General features: G+C 60.2%; 19 protein-coding genes and 1 pseudogene. 6 read left to right on the top strand and 14 right to left on the bottom strand.

Features of this window, described 5'->3' with window-relative positions; all coding sequences use genetic code 11:
- Positions 1-18 precede the first annotated feature (18 nt).
- The 9 genes from BT173_RS02365 to BT173_RS02400 form a co-directional block, all read right to left on the bottom strand.
- Positions 19-435, bottom strand: coding sequence for a DUF3617 domain-containing protein (locus BT173_RS02365; RefSeq protein WP_139256007.1), 417 nt, complete (start codon positions 433-435; stop codon positions 19-21).
- 311 nt (positions 436-746) lie between these two features.
- A complete protein-coding gene (locus BT173_RS19140; protein ID WP_139256008.1) occupies positions 747-1,241 on the bottom strand; it encodes a hypothetical protein in 495 nt (164 codons plus the stop codon).
- A 162-nt stretch (positions 1,242-1,403) separates the two neighbouring features.
- Positions 1,404-2,087, bottom strand: coding sequence for a hypothetical protein (locus BT173_RS19145; protein ID WP_139256009.1), 684 nt, complete (start codon positions 2,085-2,087; stop codon positions 1,404-1,406).
- Positions 2,088-2,172: 85 nt separating this feature from the next.
- On the bottom strand, positions 2,173-3,588 hold the full coding sequence (locus BT173_RS02375) for a hypothetical protein (RefSeq protein ID WP_072427023.1): 1,416 nt from the start codon (positions 3,586-3,588) through the stop codon (positions 2,173-2,175).
- 274 nt (positions 3,589-3,862) lie between these two features.
- Positions 3,863-4,465 (bottom strand): peroxiredoxin, encoded by a 603-nt coding sequence (locus BT173_RS02380; RefSeq protein WP_072427024.1) that lies wholly within the window; start codon positions 4,463-4,465, stop codon positions 3,863-3,865.
- Positions 4,466-4,581: 116 nt separating this feature from the next.
- A complete protein-coding gene (gene dcd, locus BT173_RS02385; RefSeq protein WP_072427025.1) occupies positions 4,582-5,157 on the bottom strand; it encodes a dCTP deaminase in 576 nt (191 codons plus the stop codon).
- Positions 5,158-5,171: 14 nt separating this feature from the next.
- The gene (locus BT173_RS02390) at positions 5,172-5,975 is read right to left on the bottom strand and encodes a GNAT family N-acetyltransferase (protein ID WP_072427026.1); all 804 of its coding nucleotides are present in this window, start codon (positions 5,973-5,975) and stop codon (positions 5,172-5,174) included.
- The gene (gene apbC / locus BT173_RS02395; RefSeq protein WP_072427027.1) at positions 5,975-7,066 is read right to left on the bottom strand and encodes an iron-sulfur cluster carrier protein ApbC; all 1,092 of its coding nucleotides are present in this window, start codon (positions 7,064-7,066) and stop codon (positions 5,975-5,977) included. The genes BT173_RS02390 and apbC overlap by 1 nt, the downstream gene beginning before the upstream one ends.
- 41 nt (positions 7,067-7,107) lie before the next feature.
- Complete coding sequence (locus BT173_RS02400; RefSeq protein WP_072427028.1) at positions 7,108-7,950, bottom strand: 2OG-Fe(II) oxygenase family protein; 843 nt, start codon at positions 7,948-7,950, stop codon at positions 7,108-7,110.
- Between the two features lie 85 nt (positions 7,951-8,035).
- Here BT173_RS02400 and metG point away from each other — a divergent pair, with 85 nt between their 5' ends.
- Genes metG through BT173_RS02420 form a run of 4 tightly spaced genes read left to right on the top strand, consistent with a single transcriptional unit; the run spans position 8,036 to position 11,601 of the window.
- Complete coding sequence (gene metG, locus BT173_RS02405; protein ID WP_072427029.1) at positions 8,036-10,057, top strand: methionine--tRNA ligase; 2,022 nt, start codon at positions 8,036-8,038, stop codon at positions 10,055-10,057.
- A gap of 47 nt (positions 10,058-10,104) precedes the next feature.
- Positions 10,105-10,665, top strand: a complete 561-nt coding sequence (locus BT173_RS02410) for a GNAT family N-acetyltransferase (RefSeq protein ID WP_072427030.1) — start codon at positions 10,105-10,107, stop codon at positions 10,663-10,665.
- A complete protein-coding gene (locus BT173_RS02415) occupies positions 10,655-11,329 on the top strand; it encodes an HAD family hydrolase (protein WP_072427031.1) in 675 nt (224 codons plus the stop codon). Before BT173_RS02410 ends, BT173_RS02415 begins: the two co-directional genes overlap by 11 nt.
- Complete coding sequence (locus BT173_RS02420) at positions 11,326-11,601, top strand: acylphosphatase (protein WP_072427032.1); 276 nt, start codon at positions 11,326-11,328, stop codon at positions 11,599-11,601. Before BT173_RS02415 ends, BT173_RS02420 begins: the two co-directional genes overlap by 4 nt.
- 3 nt (positions 11,602-11,604) lie before the next feature.
- Here BT173_RS02420 and BT173_RS02425 read toward each other — a convergent pair whose 3' ends face one another.
- A complete protein-coding gene (locus BT173_RS02425) occupies positions 11,605-12,360 on the bottom strand; it encodes a substrate-binding periplasmic protein (protein WP_072427033.1) in 756 nt (251 codons plus the stop codon).
- Positions 12,361-12,446: 86 nt separating this feature from the next.
- Between BT173_RS02425 and dnaE the strand changes: the two genes are divergently transcribed.
- Positions 12,447-15,881: a DNA polymerase III subunit alpha gene (gene dnaE / locus BT173_RS02430; RefSeq protein ID WP_072427034.1), complete on the top strand. Its 3,435-nt coding sequence runs from the start codon at positions 12,447-12,449 to the stop codon at positions 15,879-15,881.
- 211 nt (positions 15,882-16,092) lie between these two features.
- Positions 16,093-16,944 (top strand): hypothetical protein, encoded by an 852-nt coding sequence (locus BT173_RS19565; protein ID WP_175545536.1) that lies wholly within the window; start codon positions 16,093-16,095, stop codon positions 16,942-16,944.
- A gap of 65 nt (positions 16,945-17,009) precedes the next feature.
- Here BT173_RS19565 and flgL read toward each other — a convergent pair whose 3' ends face one another.
- The 4 genes and pseudogenes from flgL to BT173_RS02460 all read right to left on the bottom strand — a co-directional run.
- Positions 17,010-18,377, bottom strand: a complete 1,368-nt coding sequence (gene flgL, locus BT173_RS02445; RefSeq protein ID WP_072427037.1) for a flagellar hook-associated protein FlgL — start codon at positions 18,375-18,377, stop codon at positions 17,010-17,012.
- Positions 18,378-18,411: 34 nt separating this feature from the next.
- Positions 18,412-20,916, bottom strand: coding sequence for a flagellar hook-associated protein FlgK (flgK, locus tag BT173_RS02450; RefSeq protein WP_072427038.1), 2,505 nt, complete (start codon positions 20,914-20,916; stop codon positions 18,412-18,414).
- A 45-nt stretch (positions 20,917-20,961) separates the two neighbouring features.
- Entirely contained in the window at positions 20,962-21,858 is an 897-nt protein-coding gene (flgJ, locus tag BT173_RS02455) for a flagellar assembly peptidoglycan hydrolase FlgJ (RefSeq protein ID WP_072427039.1), read from the bottom strand.
- Between the two features lie 346 nt (positions 21,859-22,204).
- Positions 22,205-22,459 (bottom strand): annotated as a pseudogene (locus BT173_RS02460) (IS110 family transposase); the annotation flags it as partial.
- Positions 22,460-22,481: the final 22 nt, after the last annotated feature.

Below are 22,481 nucleotides of genomic sequence, written 5' to 3' on the forward strand. Positions count from 1 at the left end.
CGCCACGCGGGCAACCCTTTATTGGCAATCACCTACGCGCCGGGCATCGAATTGATAGGCCATCTCAATCCTCCCCATCTTGAGAAAAGCGTCACCGCTGAAATGCGCATCGCCCCACATGATCGAACCAACCGTCGTTCGGGTAACAAATTGTGTCTTACACTCAGTGCGCCACTCAGCCTTTCTATTAGCCACTGACAGAATTTCAGCAACACAGTTTTTTTGCATCAATTTATCTTCCATCTTCAGTAAAAGCGTAGGAAGGTCTTTTACATCTGCATCGCTATAGCAAGCCTCAGTCTTGATAGGTTTGTCAGCTATACCAGAAGTAATCTCATACATTCCCGGCAGCACAATCTGACCTTCTGCTGCAAGCACGATGCTAGAAATAGAACACAGCAAGCAGGCAGCGATAGCTACAAACATCTTATTCATTACAACCCCAAATGAAATGATTTAATGGAAAGAAGAGCAAGAAGTATATCAAGGTATACGCTGGCAGCGGCATAGCATGGTAATCCGGCTTAGCCGCAGGCCTAACCCGCAAAAATGGCTTACATAACACGAGCCGATTCAGCACAGATAGGCGGTATTTCCGCGCGGGCTGATGAAGCCAACCCGCCCTACATGGCTGTTACGGTACGCAGGAGTTCAGGCATAAATTGGCTGCTTACGCTTGGTTAAGGGGCCGGCTTTAGCCGACTCCGAGTGAGCAAAGCGAACGGCTTGAACGATTTGTTATGTAATCAATCCTGAAGTTCGATAAAGTCATTAAAATCTATTGCTTTATCAATTGGCCAAACATCCAGTCCCGCCTGAGAAAGTGCCATACAAGCTAGAGATCTTAATTTCTTCCATTGAGCGCCATCGATAAAATCCATTAAATAGTTTGGAAATCCAAACGCGCCAGTTTGAATTAACTCATGAATTTCTTCTGCGGCGCCACCTTTAGAAACCTCATCAAACCAGCCGATATAATACTCTTCAATAACCCAAAGCACATGATCCGCATTGGTGCCATGTATAGAAATATGCGAAGTAGAATCTAGAGGCAACCCTCCGATCAGTTCTAACTGCTTGTCAATTGGCAAACACAGCAGCGAAAGAAACATCCAATACGTTTCACCAGGATTTTTAGGATTCATATATCTGAAGATCACATAACGAATAAAAGGGACTTCCCCGTCCCGGATGAGCGGCGAAGCCACAAGGGCACCGCAGTGCCACAATGGCGTTTCCACCCGTCATCGCCAACCGGAAGGGGAAATCCATGGCCGTGCTCATCATCTACCGCCCGCAATGGGTGGAAAGCTTCGACGACCGGCGTTATTTGAGCGAATAGCTGGTGGCGGGCCGTAATCAAGCGTCCGAGACTGGACACCCTACATAGCTGGAATGATTTGTTAGCCAGCTGCTGCGATTTCGTTTTCAAATTCACTCCTGAAATTAAATAGCAGACGATCCAACTCCCAACCGTTTATTCCGGCTAATTTTGCACACTCAAGGTAGAATTTCTCGTGCTCAGCGTAACTATTGAACGCCACACCAAGAGCACTAGAAATGGCCTTTATTCTAATATCAATAGCAATACTATTCCTAAAATCTTCATGATAAACGTCCATCATGATATTTCGCGCATACTTCGGGCCAATACCAGGAAAAGACATTAAGAACTTGATTTTTTCTTCCCGTCCAGAGGCCGCATGAAGCAGCCCATTTGCCTTTTCGAGGCCTCCCATTTTTTTAATGTGCTCAAAACATCCAAGAATAAACTCAGCTTTTTTATCAGGCATGCGAATTTTAGCAACTCTACAGGTCGAGCGAACGACATTCTCACGTTGCAAAGGGTCCAATTTGGCTAGCGCATCAAATGTCACCTTGGAATAATTTTCTTTATTTCCAACAAGGCCATGCCACCCTGCTGCTCGTCCCATAGTAGAGAAGCTCTGAATGAGAAAGTGCCAAATAAAATCCGGGCGCTTGAGCTCTTTATGCTCTTGCTTTAGTTGCTCAAGTTTTTCTCGGTATTTCTTTGCAAGTCGATTGGCGATTTTCGCTAGTTTTTCTTTTTGATGATAGTAATTCACTGGAACCTCCGGTAGAGATGACTAACTCCTAAATTAAGCTGCGCCGTGCAGCGGCGTCGGCTTGAATGATTTTTCATGCTGCAGCTTAGTAGGAGTTGATAATTCGCTGAAACGAAGTGTCTCTACCAAGGCTTGGAACTTGCGCATCCGTCGCCGCAATAATGGTGTTCATCGCAGCTTGTGTGATCTGATTCGTGGTCAGATGTACCAAGGACTGGACGACAGATCGGAAGTTTGGAGCGCAGGATCGCAGTGAAAGCCGTGCAGCGAACTCGCGATCTGTCGGAAGCCGAACGAGTTCCTTGAACTCATCTTCTGTAAAACGACCAATCATCTCGTTGTAGTGGGGAATAGCCATTCCCGAAACACCGTATCCATTACCGATTTTGGCCATGACTAGCGTTTTTACATAGCTACGTCTGATAGCTTCTGGGATGCGCCCTGTGCTTGGAATGTAAGCAAGCAGGTTCTTGGCGTGCGCAGGTTCATTGTAGAAGTTGTTGAAGGCGCTATGTGCGCTGTAAAGAGCAGTAACTTTCTCGGCCATTTCAACAGCAAGCGTATCCGGTGGGAGATAACCGAGACCCCCGATGCCTGTCAGAAATTCATTTGCCGCTGTTCGTCTAGTAACCTCTCCGTTTGCGGCAAACGTGGAGAATCTCAAGCCGCACTCATACCTCGCATCTTCTGGTGCAAGGCCCCAGCATTTGCTAGCAATCAGCTTGATGTTGGATCGAACTTGCGTTGCCGTGTTATCGGCGGTGTACATGCCGAAGAGTGTGCGAAGCAAAGACCTGACAATGTCGGGAGGTAGGTGCTCCATCCCCGATCGAATATGCTGAGCATCTTGCTCCGTCAAAATTGAGTTGCGGATACTGTTCAGGAACCTCTTAACCTCAATCGCAGCTGCTTCTGGCTCTTTTGCAATGACCTCCCTAATGCAGATCTCAAGCCAAGAGATAAGTTGGAGCCCGCTCAGGTCATTCTGATTCGGGTGTGCTGCGCTCGCCCAATTGCGCATATCCCGAATGTAATCTAGGTGACGATAGCCAATTTCCGACAGAATCCCTGTCAAGAGACAGCCACGTACCAGTTCCCACTCTTCTATTTTTGTCAGATCTGTCTCATCACGTAGCTTTGCACGTCTTGCCGGATCAGTCACCACACTGTCGTAGAAGTAGTCAAGATCAAAACGAGCGACCTTTTTCCGTAGATGGACAACTGTTTCATCCCAGACAAAGTTCAAGGCGGCATCAAAGAGCCCTGCACCGCATGCGGCAATGAACTTAGAGAGATATAGAGCCTCACCGCGTTTTGCGTGATCAATCAGTGCGATTACGTCAGGGAGATTAGCTATAACACGCTGTCGCTCGCCAGTTGGTACAAGAACATTCTGTGTAGGCAACCCAAGCTCACCCAAGTACGCGACAAGAGCCCCTGTGAACTGGTCGACGCGTTCGGCAACTTGGGTTTGACTAACGACTATCGTCGGTATCGACATTGCTCCTCCTGCAACATAACGTTAATTCGCCCCCAAATAGCGTATTAAAAATATTGGGCGAAAGATGTAACACACTATCCCCTAAAACCTCTTTTTACTTATAAATCGATGCCGCCCAACACAGCAACACGTCCAATAACACTTTGCCAAACCTGCGTCCTCCCCCCAAAAGCTGCTAACGTAATCCGCCCAAGGCGCAGTGGCTAGCTCAAAGCATAAGGCCCGCAATAAAAAACCCCGCTGCAGCGGGGTTTTCTACCACCAGGCGGCGGGTTTACAGCGCGCTGGCGTTTTCGGCCAGGTATTTGGCTACGCCGGCGGCGTCGGCCTTCATGCCGGCCTTGCCCTTGTTCCAGCCGGCTGGGCAGACTTCGCCGTGTTCTTCGGTGAACTGCAGGGCATCCACCACGCGCAGCAGTTCGTCGATATCGCGGCCCAGCGGCAGGTTGTTGACCACCTGGTGCTGCACCACGCCGTGCTTGTCGATCAAGAAGGTGCCGCGCAGTGCCACGCCGTCGGCATGTTCCACGTCGAAGGCCTTGCAGATTTCATGCTTGATGTCGGCGACCAGCGTGTAGCGCACCGGGCCGATGCCGCCCTTGTCGATCGGGGTGTTGCGCCAGGCGCTGTGGGTGAATTCGCTGTCGATCGATACGCCGATCACTTCCACATTGCGCGCCTTGAACTCTTCAATGCGGTGATCGAAGGCGATCAGCTCGGACGGGCAAACGAAGGTGAAGTCGAGCGGGTAGAAGAACACCGCGGCGTACTTGCCCTGGGTGGCGGCCTTGAAGTTGTACTTTTCGACGATTTCGCCATTGCCCAGCACGGCGGCAGCGGTGAAGTCGGGGGCTTGCTTGTTTACCAATACGGTCATCACAGTCTCCTCATACAGATTGAACCGACCAACGCGCAGCGGGCCGCACGCCGATCCGATAAAAAGGCCGCGGCGCAACCGGGCCAAGCCCATGCGCGCCGTTCAGCCGCCTTGAATCAGGTCTTGGGCAGGGTCACGCCGACCTGGCCCTGATATTTGCCGCCGCGGTCGCGGTAGGAGGTCTCGCAGATATCGTCCGCCGCCGCTTCCAGAAACAGCACCTGGGCGCAGCCTTCATTGGCGTAAATCTTGGCCGGCAGCGGGGTGGTGTTACTGAACTCCAGCGTCACATAGCCTTCCCACTCGGGTTCGAAAGGCGTGACGTTGACGATGATGCCGCAGCGCGCATAGGTGGATTTACCCAGGCACACGGTCAGCACATTGCGCGGAATGCGGAAGTACTCAACCGTGCGCGCCAGCGCAAACGAGTTGGGCGGAATGATGCAATAGCCCTTGCCCGAGACATCGACGAAGCTGTTCTCGTCGAAGTTCTTCGGGTCGACCACGGTGCTGTTCAGATTGGTGAACAGCTTGAATTCGTCGGCGCAGCGGATGTCGTAGCCATAGCTCGAGGTGCCGTAGGAGACGATTTTCTGCTCGTTCACATAGCGCACCTGGCCCGGCTCGAACGGCTCGATCATGCCGTGTTCCTGCGCCATCTTGCGTATCCAGCGATCGGATTTGATGCTCATTGCGTCCTTCCTCGTTATTGCGCTTGCGGCGGTGCTTTATCCACCCCGTAAGCAATCTCTTCCGGCACAAAGCCAAGATTCCGATACAGCCGCTGCGGGCCTTCCTCTTCCGCCACGATGACCAGTTTACGGGCATCCAAGGCGGCCAAGGCATGTATTCCCGCCTGGTAGACCAGGCTGCCGGCCATGCCCTGACGGCGCCAGTCGGGGTGGGTACAGACATTCTGGTAGCGTGCAAGCCCGCCCTCGCCCCGGAATATACCTAACTCGGCCACCAGCACACCATGGCACCACGCGCTGTAGCGATAACCGATGCCCGCCTCGACCATACGCCGGTAACTGGCGAACTGCGCCTGCTTGAAGGCGCGGTAGTCGGCCTCGGCAAATACCGCGGCGCGGCACAGCACCTGCAAGGCGATCGCTGCTTGCCAGTCGGCTTCACTCAGCAGCGGCCGCACTTCAATCTGCGGGTTGGCATGCGGCGGCAGGCTAGGTTGCTGGCAAGCCAGCGCCACCGATTCGGACAGCGTATAGCCGGCGGCACTGAACTGCTCGGTGTTACCTCGCGGCCCCAGCCAGCCAAACGCGCGGTGGCGCGACTGCGGCTGCCTGGACGCGATCTCCGCCTCGAACATCGCCTCCCAGCGCGCCAAGTCACCCGGTTTGGGCGGGGCGTTGAACAGCAGGTAATTGCCCCAGAAGAAGGTCGGGTTATCCGGCGTGCGGATGCAGCGGTAATCGCCGTGATCGATCACCTCGCCATCGGCGCGATGAAAAATCTGCGCGGTGCCATAGACCAGCGCGTCGCCCAGTTCCATCAGGTGTTCTGGATCACGATTTTTGGCATCTTGGCGGAGAAATCCTTCGCCTTTTCGCCGATTTTGACCGCGACTTTACGCGCAATCGCCTTGTAGATGGCAGCGACCTTGCCCTCGGGCTCGGCGGCCACGCTGGGCTTGCCGGTGTCGGTCGCCAGGCGGATGCTCATTTCCAGCGGCAGCTGGCCGAGCAGTTCAACCTGGTACTCGTCCGCCATGCGCCCGCCACCGCCTTCTCCGAAGATGGCCTCCACATGGCCGCACTGGCTGCAGATATGCATGGCCATGTTTTCCACCACCCCAGTCACTGGCACGCCCACCTTCTCGAACATCTTCAGGCCCTTGCGTGCGTCCAGCAGCGCAATGTCCTGCGGCGTGGTCACGATGACAGCGCCGGTCACCGGCACCTTCTGCGACAAGGTGAGCTGAATATCGCCGGTGCCGGGTGGCAGGTCGATCAACAGGTAGTCGAGGTCGTCCCAGCGTGTGTCGTTCAGGAGCTGCATCAGCGCCTGGGTCACCATCGGGCCGCGCCACACCATGGGCTGCTCGGCGTCGATCAGAAAGCCAATCGACATGGCCTGAATGCCGTGCGCACGCATGGGCAGGATCGACTTGCCATCCGGCGATTCAGGCTTCTGGCCTTGCAGACCGAGCATCAGCGGCTGGCTCGGGCCATAGATATCGGCGTCCAGCAGGCCGACGCGCGCGCCCTCGGCCGCCAGGGCCAGCGCCAGATTGACGGCGGTGGTGGACTTGCCCACCCCGCCCTTGCCGCTGGCCACCGCGATCACATTCTTCACCCCAGGCAGCGGGGTCAGGCCGCGCTGCACGGTGTGCGCCTCGATACGACTGCTGACCTGCACAGCCACGCTGCGCACGCCATCGAGCTTGCCCAGCGCGGCTTGCACCTGGGCGGCAATCTCGGCCTCGCGGCTCTTGGCCGGGTAAGGCAGCACGATCTGCAGGCTGACCGCACCTGCGGCATCGATGGCCAGCTCGCGCACCGCCTTCATGGCCAGGTAATCGCGCCCGGTATCGGCGTCTACACAGTGCGCCAGTGCGCCATTCAGTTGATTCAGGTCTGCCACGTCGTTTCTCCTGCCCGGCCCAGGGTGGGCCAGGCGTGTATTCAGGTTCGGATGCCCAGCTCGCGCAGGCGTTCATCCAGATAACTGGCGGCGCTATGCCGCGCCGACAAGACCACCTCGCCGCGCGGGTGCAGGAATAGCGGCAGCGAGATGCGCGAGCTCTGCGCCCATTCGCCCTCCGGGTTCACCACCCGGTGCGGGGTGGAAGGCAGCCAGCCGCCCGTTGCTTCCTGCAGCATATCGCCCACATTGACCACCAGCGCGCCGCTCTCGTAAGGCACCGCATGCCACTGGCCGGTGCGGTCGCGCACTTCCAGCCCCGGCCCGCTGGCGGACGGCAGCAGGGTGATCAGATTAATGTCCTCATGCTCAGCCGCGCGCAGTGCACCGGCCGGCTCGTCGCCGCGCAGCGGCGGGTAACGCAGCACGCGCAGCAGAGTATTCGGGCTGCCCTTGATCATGCCGGACAGCGGTTCGCTCAGGTCCTGTGCCACCTCGCTGGGCAGCGCCGCCTCTATCCAGCCCAGCAGCTCAGCCGCCAGCGCATTCGCCACGCCGTGGTAGCTCAGCGCATCAAGGCGCAGCGCGGGCGGAATCCGCCCCCAGGGATAGACGTGGTAGAACTCCTTCAGATCGCGCTGCTGCTTGCCCTTGGCGGTTTCCGACACCTCGGCGGGAAACCAGCCGTCCTGGCGCGCCGGGTCGAAGCGGAAGTCCGCTTTGTCGCCCGTGGCGAAGAAGTCCAACCAGTCGCGGTAGATCGTCTCGATCAGCCGCGTGGGCAGCGGGTGGCGAACCAGCACGGCAAAGCCGCTCTGCCGCAGGGAGTCGACAAAACGGGCAGGTGCAGCGGCGGAACAGTAATCGACGGTCTGAACGAACATATTGGGCTTTTCAGTGGGCCGCCATTCTAAGCCCTTCGGCTATAATCGGCAGCTTCCGCTTTTCGACCAGAGACAGGATTTCACCGTGTCCGCCCGCAAGATTCTCGTTACCAATGCCCTGCCCTACGCCAATGGCGCCATCCACCTCGGCCACCTGGTCGGCTATATCCAGGCCGACATCTGGGTGCGGTTCCAGAAGATGCGTGGCCACACGGTGCACTATGTGTGCGGCGACGATACGCACGGCACGCCGATCATGATCAATGCCGAAAAGCAGGGCATGACGCCCGAGGCCTTCATCGCCAAGATGTATGACGAGCATGTGGCCGACTTTGCCGGCTTCCATATCGGCTTCGACGAGTTCTATACCACCAACTCGCCCGAGAACAAGGAGCTGGCCAGCAGCATTTACCGGCGCCTGAAGGCCGATGGCAAGATCGCGGTGAAGACCATCAGCCAGCTGTACGACCCGCAAAAGCAGATGTTCCTGCCCGACCGCTTCGTGAAGGGCGAATGCCCGAAGTGCGCGGCGAAGGACCAGTACGGCGATAACTGCGAGGTGTGCGGCGCGACCTATGCGCCCACCGAGCTGAAGAACCCTTTCTCGGCCGTCTCGGGCGCCACGCCCGAGCTGCGCCAGTCCGAGCACTATTTCTTTAAGCTCAGCGAGTGCGGCGACTTCCTGGCCGACTGGACCCGCCAGCCGGGCCGCCTGCAGAAGGAAGCCGCCAACAAGATGGGCGAATGGTTCGAGGCCGGCCTGCAGGACTGGGATATCAGCCGCGATGCGCCCTACTTCGGCTTCGAGATTCCCGATGCGCCGGGCAAGTACTTCTACGTGTGGCTGGACGCGCCGATTGGCTACATCGCCGCCACCAAGCATCTGTTCGACCGCATCGGCGAAGACCTGGAAGCCTACTGGGCCGAGGGCTCGGACGCCGAGCTGTATCACTTCATCGGCAAGGACATTCTCTACTTCCACGCGCTGTTCTGGCCGGCCGTGCTCAAGTACTCGGGCCACCGCACGCCGACCGCCATCAATGTGAACGGTTTCCTGACCGTGAACGGCGAGAAGATGTCCAAGTCGCGCGGCACCTTCATCACCGCCAAGAGCTATCTCGATGTGGGCCTGAACCCCGAATGGCTGCGCTATTACTACGCCGCCAAACTGGGCAGCGGCATTGAAGACGCCGATCTGTCGCTTGGCGACTTCGTGGCGCGCGTGAACAGCGATCTGGTCGGCAAGTACATCAATATCGCCAGCCGCGCGGCCGGCTTCATCCAGAAGCGTTTTGACGGCAAGCTGGCCGCCACCCTGCCCGACAGCCCGCTGGTGGCCAAGCTGCAGGCCGCCGCCACCGATCTGGCCGCCGGCTTCGAAGGGCGCGAATTCAGCCGCGTGCTGCGCGAAGTGATGGCGCTGACCGACGAGGTCAACCAGTATGTGGATCAGGTCAAGCCCTGGGAGCTGGCCAAGCAGGAAGGCCGCGATGCCGAGTTGCATGGCGCCTGCTCGCTGCTGATCAACCTGTTCCGCCTGCTCACCATCTACATCAAGCCGGTGCTGCCCAAGCTGGCCGCCGATGTGGAAACCTTCCTGAATGTGGCGCCGCTGCAGTGGGCCGATGCCGGCACCCTGCTGCTGGGCCACGCAATCAAGCCTTACTCGCACCTGATGACCCGTATCGACCCCAAGCAAGTGGACGCCCTTGTGGAAGCCAACAAACAAAGCCTCGCCCCCGCCGCCGCAGCGGCCGGCCCGCAAATCGAAGCGATTGCGCCGACCATCAATATCGATGACTTTGGCAAGATCGATCTGCGCGTGGCCAAGATCATCGACTGCAAGCATGTGGAAGGCGCCGAGAAGCTGCTGCAGCTGACCCTGGACCTGGGCGACCACACGCGCAATGTGTTCTCCGGCATCAAGTCGGCCTACAAGCCGGAAGACCTGGTCGGCCGCCTGACCGTGATGGTGGCCAATCTGGCGCCGCGCAAGATGAAGTTCGGCCTGTCGGAAGGTATGGTGCTGGCCGCCAGCGGCAGCGAGCCGGGCCTCTATCTGCTCAGCCCCGATAGCGGCGCCCAACCCGGCATGCGCATCAGCTGATAGCCCCAGGCTGGCCTTGTGCCAGCCTTTTTACTGCCAGAGCGTCCATGTCCTTCCCCGTTCTGCTTACCGAGCGCCTGTGCCTGCGCGAGATCGTGCCGGCCGATGCCGCCGCCGTGTTTGCCATCCAGAGCGACCCGCAGGTGATGCGCTGGTTCGGCGCCGACCCAATGCACGAACCCCAGCAAGCACTGCAGCTGATCGATATTTTCGCCAGCTGGCGGCGCATGCCCGCACCCGGCACGCGCTGGGGCATTGCCCGACAAAGCGATGGCAAGCTGATCGGCAGTGCTGGCCTGTTCAAATGGAACCCGAGCTGGCGCAATTGCACGCTTGGCTATGAGCTGGCTACCGAGGCCTGGGGCCAAGGCCTGATGCGCGAAGCGCTGACCGCCGTGCTCGACTATGGCTTTGCCGAGATGGACCTGCACCGCGTGCAGGCTGAAATCCACCCCGATAATGCGGCCTCGATCCGCCTGGTGGAAAAGCTCGGTTTTCGCTACGAGGGCTGCCACCGCGACCAGGGCTACTGGGCCGGGCAGTTCCACGACCTCCATTGTTATTCCCTGCTGGCCGCCGAATGGTCGGAAAGTACTTATGCAGCTTGATTTCACCCCCGCCGCCGTCCTGTTCGATATGGATGGCCTGATGCTGGACAGCGAAAGCGCGGTCATGCAGTGCTGGATCGAAGCCGCCGCTGCGCACGGCAAGACGCTGGATGAGGAGCTGCTGCACGCCATGGTCGGCCTGCACGAGAAGCTGTGCTTCGCGCTGCTGTGCCAGCGCATGCCCGAGGAGGAAGTCTGGACGCTGGCGCGCGCCACCGATGCGCTCTACCACGAGCGGGTCGAAGCCGGCCTACCGCTCAAGCCCGGCATACGCAGCTTGCTGGAATGGCTGGACGAGCTGGGCATTCCCAAGGCGGTCGCCACCTCGACCCGCCGCGACCGCGCCGAGCACAAGCTGACCCAGAGTGGCCTGATCAAGCACTTCCCGGTGGTGATTACCGGCAGCGATATCGAACACCCGAAGCCCGCCCCCGATATCTACCTGCTGGCCGCCAAGACCCTGCAGGTGGACCCGCAGCACTGCCTGGTGCTGGAAGACTCGGAGCCCGGCGTGCGCGCGGCCTTGGCGGCCGGCATGACGCCTATCCAGGTGCCGGACATGAAGGCGCCCAGTGCGGAAGTACGCGCACTCGGCCATCGCATCGTCGGCTCGCTAAGCGAGGCGCAGCAGCTGCTGCGCCCCATCCTGGCGCCCTGGTCATGATCACCCGGCTCTTGCGCATCGAAGGCCGCGTGCAAGGCGTCGGCTATCGCAATGCCATGGAAAACATGGCGCTCACGCTGCGGGTGCGCGGCTGGGTGCGCAATCGGCATGATGGCAGCGTGGAAGCCTTGGTATGCGGCGAGGCGGAAAGCGTCGCAGCACTGATCGCCTGGTGCAGGCGCGGACCGCCCGGCGCACGGGTCAGCCAAGTCAGCGAACAGACCCAGCCCGATTTCGACGGGCAGGACTTCGTGCGCCTGCCTACGGCCTGAGCGCTAGGACGGCAGCGCCGCCATATAGACACGCAGCAGCGCGTCCACATCCACCTCGGTCAGCCCCTGCGCAAAGCGCTTGCGCAGCGCAGCACCATCGCGATTGCGTTTGAAGCACACATGCAGGCTGGGCGATTGCAGCAGCTGCGGATGGAACTGCAGCTGGGCCGCGTGGCTGCCCAGGCGGGCATCGCGGCGCAGCAGATAGTCGTAGACATGCTTGTCCACCATGGCGATATCCACGCGCTGATTGGCCAGCTTGAGCAGGTTCTGCGCGTCGTCGAGCGCCGTGTCCACCTGCAGCTCGCCGCGCGCCACCGCACGGTCAAACGCGGCCGTGCTCACATACCCCCCCACGATGCCGATGCGCTGCCCGGCCAGATCGCTGAGCTGCTGCCAGCTAAAGCCGCTGCTGCGCCGGTAGGCAAAGCCGAGCGGTCCGCTGCCCACCGCCGGCGATAGATGGCAGCGCCGGCGCGTCTCGGGCGTATCGTATTCAGGAAAATAGCCGGCAAAGCTAGGTTGCTGCAGGCCGGTACGCACCGCGCGGTTCCAGGGCAGCAGGTGCACCTGCAATTCCAGGCCCTGGCTGGCCAGCACCGTGCGCACCGCCACGGCCGAGGCACCCAGGCCCGGCAGCTCGGCATCGATATAGGGCGGCCAGGCGGCGCTGGCGAGGCGAACGCTGTGGTGGGCCTCGCCCTGTGCGATCACAGTGCCGCCCAGCAGGGCTGCGGCTAGCCAGAGGGCTGCTTGCATCGCGTGCTCGTTCCTTCCCGGATGTCCAGTCCTATTTTTACACCCGTGCAGCCCAAAGCGGGGGGGCAGACGGGTAAAATTCGCCCATGACGTCTCCTGCTTTCATCCATCTCCGCCTTCATTCCGAATACTCGATTACCGATGGCATCGTCCGCATCGACGATGCCGTGCAACGCGCCAAGAAGCTGGGCATGCCCGCGCTGGCCATGACCGACCTGATGAATCTGTTCGGCATGGTCAAGCAATACAAGACCTGCCGCGGCAGCGGCATCAAGCCGATCTCGGGCGTGGATGTCTGGATCGAAAACGAGGAAGACCGCGACAAGCCCTTCCGTGCCCTGCTGCTGGCGCGCAACCGCGCTGGTTACGGCCGCCTGTGCGAGCTGATCACCCAGGCATATCGCCACAACCAGTACCGCGGCCGCGCCGAGCTCAAGCGCGCCTGGCTGGAAGATGGCAGCAATGCCGACCTGATCGCGCTATCGGGCGCCCAGCTCGGCGATATCGGCCTGGCCCTACTGAATGGCAATGCGGAGCTGAGCCAACAGCGCCTGGCGTGGTGGATGCAGTACTTCCCCGGCAATTTCTATCTGGAGCTGCAGCGCACGGGCGACCCGCGCTGGGAAACCGTGGTGCAGGGCTCGCTGGCACTGGCCAGCGCACACGATCTGCCTGTGGTAGCCACCCATCCGATCCAGTTCCTCGACCCGGACGACTTCAAGGCTCATGAGGCGCGTACCTGCATTGCCGAGGGCTATGTGCTGGCCGACAAGCGCCGCCCCAGGCTGTACACCGAACAGCAGTACTTCAAGAGCCCGGACGAGATGGCCGCGCTGTTTGCCGATATCCCCGAGGCGCTAGCCAATACGGTGGAAATCGCCAAGCGCTGCAATCTGCACATTGTGCTGGGCAAGAACTTCCTGCCGCTCTTCCCCACCCCGGACGGCATGTCACTCGACGACTTCCTCGTGCATGAATCCAAGCTGGGCCTGGAGGAGCGGCTGCTGCAGCTGTTCCCCGACCCAGCCGAGCGCGAGGCCAAGCGCCCCGAGTACGAGGCGCGCCTGAAGTTCGAGTGCGACACCATCATCAAGATGGGCTTCCCCGGCTACTTCCTGATCGTGGCCGACTTCATCAAATGGGGTAAGGCGAATGGCTGCCCGGTGGGCCCGGGCCGTGGCTCGGGTGCCGGCTCGCTGGTCGCCTATTCGCTGAGCATTACCGACCTCGATCCGCTCAAGTACGCGCTGCTGTTCGAGCGCTTCCTGAACCCGGAACGGGTATCCATGCCCGACTTCGACGTGGACTTCTGCCAGGAAAACCGCTGGCGCGTGATCGAGTACGTGCGTCAGAAATACGGCGAGGAGGCGGTCAGCCAGATCGCCACCTTCGGCACCATGTCGTCCAAATCGGTGGTGCGCGATATCGGCCGGGTGCTCGATCTGCCCTTCTTCCTGTGCGACAAGCTCTCCAAGCTGATCCCACTAGAGGCCAATAAGCCGCTGCCGCTGTCCAAGGCCATGGAAGCCGAGCCGCAGATCGGCGAGCTGATCGAACAGGAAGATGCGGGCGAGCTGCTGGAACTGGCGCTCAAGCTCGAGGACCTCACGCGCGGTATCGGCATGCACGCAGGTGGCGTGCTGATCGCGCCGGGCAAGCTCACCGATTTCTGCCCGCTGTACATCGCCAGCGGTGAAGGTGCGTCACCGGTATCGCAGTTCGACAAGGACGATGTCGAACAGGCCGGTCTGGTGAAGTTCGACTTCCTGGGTCTGCGCAACCTGACCATCATCGAGCTCGCCCAGAAGTACATCAAACTGGTCAGCGGCCAGGACGTAGACGTAGCCAAGCTGCCGCTCGACGATGCGCCCGCTTACAAGATCTTCGCCAGCGGCAATACCACCGCGGTCTTCCAGTTCGAATCGAGCGGCATGAAAAAGATGCTGATCGATGCCAAGCCCAAGCAGTTCGAGGAAATTATCGCCTTCGTGGCGCTGTACCGGCCGGGCCCGATGGACCTGATCCCCGACTTCACCCGCCGTATGCATGGCGAGAAGTTCGAGTACCTGCACCCGCTGCTGGAACCGGTGCTGGCACCCACCTACGGCATCATGGTGTACCAGGAACAGGTGATGCAGGCCGCCCAGGTGTGCGGCGGCTACAGCCTTGGTGGCGCCGACCTGTTGCGGCGCGCCATGGGTAAGAAGAAGCTCGAGGAAATGGTCGCCCAGCGCGCCATGTTCGTGGAGGGTGCAGCCAAGCAGAACATCCCGGAGGCCAAGGCCAACGAGATCTTCGACTATATGGAGAAGTTCGCCGGCTACGGCTTCAACAAGTCGCACGCCGCCGCCTATGCGCTGGTCGCCTACCACACGGCCTGGCTGAAGGCACACCATGCCTCGGCCTATATGGCCGCCACCATGTCGACTGAACTCGATAACACCGACCAGCTCAAGGTCTTCTACGACGACTGCACGAGCCCGGCCAACAAGCTCAAGTTCCTGCCGCCCGACGTCAATCACAGCGTGTACCGTTTCCTGCCGGTGTCGCGCAGCGAAATCCGCTATGCGCTGGGCGCCATCAAGGGTACGGGCGAGGCGGCAGTTGACTACATCGTGGCCGAGCGCGAGAAGCACGGCCCGTATACCGATCTGTTCGACTTCTGCCAGCGCACCGACAAGCGCATCGTGAACCGACGCGTGATCGAAGCGCTGATCCGCGGCGGCGCCTTCGACAGCCTGTGCGACCACCGCGCCAGCCTGCTCGCGAGCGTGGGCCTGGCCATGGAGGCAGCCGAGCAGAAGGCAGCCAATGCCAATCAGGGCGGCCTGTTCGATGCCTTCGAGCCGGAACCCGAGCACCAGATGCAGCTGGTGGACGTGCCACGCTGGAGCGATAGCGCCCAGCTGACTGAGGAGAAGACCGCCATCGGCTTCTACCTGAGCGGCCACCCGTTCACCGCCCAGGCCAAGTTCGTGCGCGGCTTCGTGAAGACCGAGCTCGCACGCTTGGTGCCGAACAAGAGCACGCAGTGGATTACCGGCGTGGTACTGGAGATCCGTACCAAGATCGGCCAACGCGGCAAGATCGCCTTTGTGACCCTGGACGACGCGAGCGCCAAGCGCGATGTGATGGTGTACGCCGAGACGCTGGAAGCGGCGCGCCATTCGCTGCGCGAGGACGCGCTGATGGTGATGGAGGTCAAGGTTAGCGAGGACAGCTATGGCGGTGGCGGCGGTCTGCGCATCATTGCCGAGCGGGTACTGGACCTCGCCGAGGCGCGCAGCCGATTTGCCAAATCGCTCAATCTTGGCATCAATGGCAATGCCAATGCCGCCCAGCTCAAGCAGATGCTCGAGCCGTATCGCGGCGGCGACTGCCCGGTGCGCATCCAATACCGCAACAGCAAGGCCGGCTGTGCGATGCAGCTGGGCGAGCGCTGGAAGGTCACCTTGCGCGACGATCTGCTGGCTGCACTGCGCAAGGATCTCGGCGCTGACTCGGTCCAGATCCAGTACTGAGCGCGGCGTAGCCAGAGGGTTAATAATTACATAAGACTGTGCTTGCCCCGCCCCCTTTCATACACTACGACACGCTTTAGGGGCGCGGGTGTCCGGCATGGCCAAATCGCAGCAAGCCACGGTTTTCCTGGCAGAAAATCAGCAACTTAGATACGACACCACCCAGTCTGCTTGCGCCGTTCAAAGACCAGCATCCTGAGGAGGAAGAATCATGCGATGCGTCTATCTGGGTACCATCAGCCTGCTGACGGCACTGATTATGGGCTGTGGTGGTGGCGGTGGGGACAGCGGGGGAAGCGCTGGCGGGGGCGGCACGGGCGGCGGCAGTGGTGGCGGTTCGGGCGGTGGCTCTGGCGGCGGAGGGAGCGGCGGCGGTTCTGGTGGTGGTGGCGGTACGCTGCCCGATCCACCCACGGCCGAAGGTCTGTGGACCGGCACCACCAGCGACAATCGCCTGCTGGTCGGCCATGTACTGGCTGACGGCAGCTACTACTTCATTTACTCGTATATCTCCAACAGCCTCTTGATTGCCGGTGCCATACAGGGCACGGGTAACTCACTGAACGGTAGCTTTGCCAGCAGCGACGCGCGCGACTACGACTTCATCAGCCGCAATATGAAGCCGATCACCGTCTCGGCCAGCTACCAACTCAAGCAAAGCCTGAGCGGCAGCCTTAGCTACCCAGCAGGCGGTGCACAGACCTTCTCCAGCGTCTATGTCCCCAGCTACGAGCAAACTGCCTCTCTCAGCGCCGCCAGCGGCAGCTATAGCGGCTCGCTGGCCAATCTGCAGGACTTGCAGCAAAGCACCTTCAATCTGGCCAGCAATGGCGTGATCAGCATCAGCAGCAGTAATGGCTGCGTGGCCAGCGGCATGGCCACCCCGCGCAGCCGCGGCAATCTGTTTGATGTGACGCTGCAGTTCGGCCCCGCACCCTGCAGCGCGCCCAGTCAGAGCTTCAGCGGCATAGGCTATTACACGCCGCTGGAAAAGCGCTTCCGCCTGCTAGCCCCTAGTCCGGACCGCAATAATGCAACCTTGTTCGTAGGCACCAAACCCTGACGCAACGGTGCAAAAACAAAGCCGCCCGGCACAGACCGGGCGGCTTTTTTGATGCGTGGCCATGCTCAGTTGATGAACTGGAACAGCGACAGGCCCTGCACCGAGGAAAAGGACTTACGTGCCGCCTCCAGATAGGTCTGGGTCAGCGAGAAATCGCTGATCGCCGACACATAGTCAAGATCGGTGAGCTTGGAGATGGTGGCCTTGAACTGCACATTCAGGTCGCCATTGGTGTTCTCCACCGAGGACGCCTCGTTCATGCGTGCGCCCATATTGGCCTGCACGGTCAGCACGCGGCTCAGCGCATTGTCCATATTCGACAGCAGGGTATTGAGCCGATTCTGGAACTCGGCGCCACCCACCTCACTATTCATATAGCCGGTCAGCGCGGCAGAGAAATCGCCGATGCTGGAGAAGATGTCCTGGTACTTGCTCGGCTCCAGCGTAAAGCTGTCGCCATTCTTGGGCACGCCGCTCACCGACACCTTGGCACCAAAGTCCCAGCCTGCATACAGCGGCGTGGTCTCACCGGCTTGCTGGGCGAACACGATATCGCCGCCGGCCGTGTAGCTGCGCGGGTAGCCAACACCTACGGCACGTGGCCCGCTGGCCGTGTAGTCATAGCTATCGATCAGCGACTGGTTGTAGGTGGCCGAAGTCGTATCGTTATCGATGATGTCGTAGCTGGTCAGCGTCTTGGTGGCATCCAGCGGGTCGGGAATGGTGCGGAAGTCGATGCGGTAACGCTCGTTATTGTTCGCATCGGCCCATTTGATCGGATCAACCACCGTGCCCGGGCTGATCACGCCGGTACCCAGGTTCTTCGCACCACCGCTCTGGTTCATGCTGGTGGTGAAGGTACCATTCCCATCATAGATCTTGACGAAGAGATCCGCGCCCGAGTCCGACACCGGAATCTCGCGCGAGGGTGATATCTGCACATTGCGCTGCCCCTGGTCGCCGTCGTAGCGCACATTGCCATAGGACAGCTCATTGAACGGCTTGGTATCGCCCTTGTAGCCGGAGAACAGATACAGGCCATTGCCGTCGGTGGTATTGGCCAGACCAAGCAGCTCCTGATACTTGCCGCGGATATCGGCGTCGATCATCTTTTTCTCGGAGCTGGTCACCGCCGGCGTGCCGGCGCGTATCGCCAGTTCCTGGATGTCCTGGATGATGCGCGTGGCCTGCTGCAGATTGCCTTCCGCCAGACCCAGTGCGCTATTGCTGTACTGGGTGTTCTTGATGTACTGCTCGTTCAAGCTGGTGGACTGCTGCAGATTCAGCGAACGGGCCGAGCTGACCGGATCGTCAGCCGGGGTCAGGATGCGCCGGCCGGTGGACAGCTGGTTCTGCAACTTGGTCAGTTCGCTCTGGCGATTGCCCAGATTGAACACGCTTTGCTGGTAGATGGTATTGCTGGACACGCGCATGGTGCTTACTCCTGCTCAATGCTGAACGCCGGCCTTAACGGCCGATGTTCAACACCTCTTCAAAAGCCCGTTGGGCGATCTGGATGGTACGGCTGGCAGCCTGATAGGCCTGCTGGAAGATCAGCAGATTGGCCGCCTCCTCGTCCAGATTCACGCCGGAAGTCGATTGCTGCTTGGTCTCGGCCTGCTGCAAGAGCGCGGCCTGGGCTTCCTGGTTGATCTTGACCTGGTTGGTCTTCACCCCGACGTCGGCCACCATCTTGCTGTAAGTGCCCTGGAAGTTGCTGGTGCCGCCGGCCATGGTGTTCATGGTCTGCAGCTTGCCGATGGCGAGCATATTGCGCGCATCAGCCGTGCCACCTGCGTTCGCCTCGATGATGAAGCTATCGCCATTGGCCGGCACGCCGCTGAGCTGCACTGTCCAGCCGTTGAAGCTGATGTCCTGGCCGGCCGTGTACAGCTGCGGCGCCTGCAGCACATTGCCATTGGTCGGGTCGACCAGCTGGTAGCTGGTCGACGAGACGAACTGGATGGCCACCGGGTCCTTCAGATTGATATTGACCGGCACCGAGCTGACCACGCCGGCCGAGATGGTGCCGCTGCCGGTATTGCGGCGCGGTTCGATGATGAAGCGGTCACCGGCCGCTGGCGCACCCGCCACCTGCACGGTCCAGCCGTTGTACGTGATATTGCCACCCGGAACATAGGGCTGATTGCCGGCCAGCACGGTGCCGGTGCCGGCATCGCGGATATCGTAGGTGCCAGGGCCGGTGAACACGACCTCCACCTTCTTGGCCGCGCTGCCGCCGCTGGACACCATGGACTCGGTGATATTGGTGATGGTGCCGGTACCGGTATTGCTGCCGCCCTGTGAGGTGACGATGGTGGCCACATCCGAGGAAGTACGGATGGGCGCCGCCGCGGCCAGCTTGGCGGTATCGGTGATCATTACCGACATATTCTCGGCAAAGTCGCGCGTGGGCTGGATGGTAAAGCGGTCGCCGGCCACGAAGTTGCCGCTATTGAGCCGGAAGCTCAACCCATCGACCACGATGGGCGGATTGGCCCACTGGGTGCCGTTGATATTGGTGGTCATCCCATCGCTCTTGCGCACGATGCGATAGCTGTCTTCGCGCACACCCACGGTGGTCGCGTCGTCTACCTTGTCGACGATGAATTCGTAATCGCTGCTGCTAAGTACACCGATATTGGCAATCGATACCTGCAGCGCAGCATCGCCGGTGTTTTTGGCGCTCGGAATCACATGCGAGGCCGCCGGGCGGAAGCTGACGCCGAAGTTTTCCCCGGCAGCCAGATTGCCGCTGAGCTGAAAGCGCACGCCGAAGGCCACATGCCCGCCTGCAGCCAGGATGGAGGCCGGGGTAACGGTATTGGTCTGCCCATCGGTCAGGCGGGTGATCGTGTAATTGGTGCCATCGTAGGCGACATTGAAATCGCTCTCGATAAAGGGCTGGTCCGAGGTTAGCTCGGCCGTCATGGTGCGCGCGTTGGCGCCCAGGTTGTGCTGCGCATTCACCTGCTCAACGGGGAACTTGAAGAAGTTACCGCCGAACTGACCATTCAGGTCCTGGCCCTTGCGGTGCTGGTCGTTGACGGTTTGCGCAAGCGCTACCGCGATGCGGCCGAGCGAGTTCTGCGCATCGTCCAGCGTCTTGGTACGGAACTCCAGCACCCCACCGAGCGAGCCGCCGGTAATCAGATTATCCGGGATGATGACGGTGGCACCGAACTGCTGGTAGGCCACTTCCAGCCGGGACGGATCATCGGGCGAGGGGATCGCGCCCAGATTGAAGGCCATATTGCCCACGACCAGATTCTGGCCATTACCGATGAACACGTTGTAGCTGCCATCGGACTGCTTGATGACGGTGGACTTCACATAGCCGTTCAGGTCCTTGACCAGCTGGTCGCGCTTGTCGAGCAGGTCATTGGGCGGATTGCCGCCGCCAGCACCGGTAGCCAGGATGATCTGGTCGTTCAGCTCGGCGATCTGGCTGGTGATGGAATTGATATTGCCGACCGAGGACACGATCTCGGTGTTCACATCCTCGCGCAGCACCGCCATACGCTCGTTCACCGTGCGCAGCTTGGTCACCATGGACTCGGCCAGGCCAAGCAGCGACTGACGTGCAGCGGCATCTTTCGGGCTATTCGCCACCGTCTGCACGCCGGTGAAAAAATCCTGCAGGGACGGCGAGAAACCGGCCGAGGGGTCGGCCAGCAGATTGTCGAGGTCGGACAGGTGCGAGAACTGACTGGTCAGGTAACCATCCTGCGCCTTGGCAGTCTGCACCTGGCGGCCAACGAATTCGTCGTAGACGCGGCTGATCGTATTGATCTGCACGCCGCGGCCAAGGAAGCCACCGCCGGTCGGCGCCGGCGTGGTGGCCGACTGCTTGATCTGCTGACGGTTATAGCCCTCGGTATTGGCATTGACGATGTTGTGGCTGGTCGTGTTCAGCGCGACCTGGGCGGCATTCAGGCCGGAAATGGCCACACCGTAGATACTGTTACCCATGATGTTCTACTCCCGCCGCCCGATGCGGCGTCAAAATTCCATTCATCAGGCAGCGGCCCGATAGGCCTTCAGCGCCGGGTGCTCGGCCACGCGGCTGAGCTTGTTGGCATAGCTGGGGTCGGTGGCGTAGCCGCCTTGCTGCAATTCAGTGGCGAAGACCTTGGCGTCGGCACCGGCCTGGGTGGCCTCGCCATAGCGCTTGCTCAGCAGGCGGCCATAGTCCTGGAAGGCCTGGGCATAGCTGTCATACGCGCGGAAGGTCTCCACACGCTTCTGCGCCTTGCCGTCGATGTATTCGGTGGTGACGATGTCGGCCGTCTTGCCCTGCCAGTCACGGCTGGCCTTGATGCCAAACAGGTTGTGGGTGTTGTTGCCGGCCGCATCGGTAATCGGCTTCTTGCCCCAGCCGGTTTCCAGCGCGGCATGCGCCAGCATCAGGTGCGGGGAAAGGCCCATGGCGCGTGCGGTATCCACGGCAGCCGAGCCGACCGTGGCCACGAAGTCACTGGCGCTGCTGCTTACCCCTGCCGCCGGGGCGGCAGGCTTTGCCGGCTGGGCCAGCACTTGCGGGGTCAGCGCAGCCTGGCGCGCCGGGTTGGGTGTAGCGGCACTTTGCACGCCGTTGAGCTTGTTCAGCTGGGCGGTAATCATGTCCGCCAGCCCCAGACCCTTGCCCGAGGTCAGCGTTTGCGACAGCTGCTGGTCGTACATGCCGCGGAACATGCCCACGGTATCGCTCTCCAGCTCATCGAACTTGGGCGTCGCCTCGCGCATGGACTTCATCACCATGTCGAGGAACATCTTCTCGAACTGGCTAGCCACTTCACGCGCCGCGCCCTGCGGGTCGCGTGCCAGCTTGCCGCGCAAATCCCCAACTGCCTGGGCATCGATGGCGAGCTTGGCGTTCAGTGAGGCATTGGCAGAGGACTGGGCAACTTGCATGGTGCGATATCCGTTTCGGCGACGAGGTGTCGGAGCGGATAAAGCAGACAATGTGCCAATCGATCAAATCATTGATTTAATTGAATAATATTGAAAATTCAGTGGGATTTTGGCCGCTAGCCACCGGCAAGGCGGCAAGAAGCTCCGCCGGCAGCGGAGAGAATTGGCCAGGACGGCCAGCGCGGTGTAGGCGCGCGGGAATTACCGCCGCTTTGCGCAAAGAATGGCAGTGTGCTGGTAAATCAGCTTGCGGGCTATTTTCTCAGAGGGAGAGTTAACCAGAGGCTAAGAGACGAAGTGGAGAGGGAGCGACGTCACCCCGATTTCAGTAACATCCGGCTTCATTTCCGTGTTTGCCACCAAGTCGATAAGGAGCGATGAGCTTGACTATGTGCTCATGCCAATGGAATAAGCAGATCTAGTGATGGGTACAGGAGCAGACTTCCATACCGATCAGGCAGGGCGGCAGTTGCGCGATCAGGGGTAACAGGTCGGTGCGCAGGACCTTGGGTTTGACGAGGGTCGGCTTGCCGGTTCCATCGACGCCGTGCACGGCGAACACGTTCTTGGCGAGATCGATACCGATGGTGATAATGGCCATGGATTTCCCCTTCCGATTGGCG

It is taken from the genome of Chitinimonas taiwanensis DSM 18899, assembly GCF_900119825.1.
GTDB classification, from domain to species: Bacteria; Pseudomonadota; Gammaproteobacteria; order Burkholderiales; family Chitinimonadaceae; genus Chitinimonas; species Chitinimonas taiwanensis.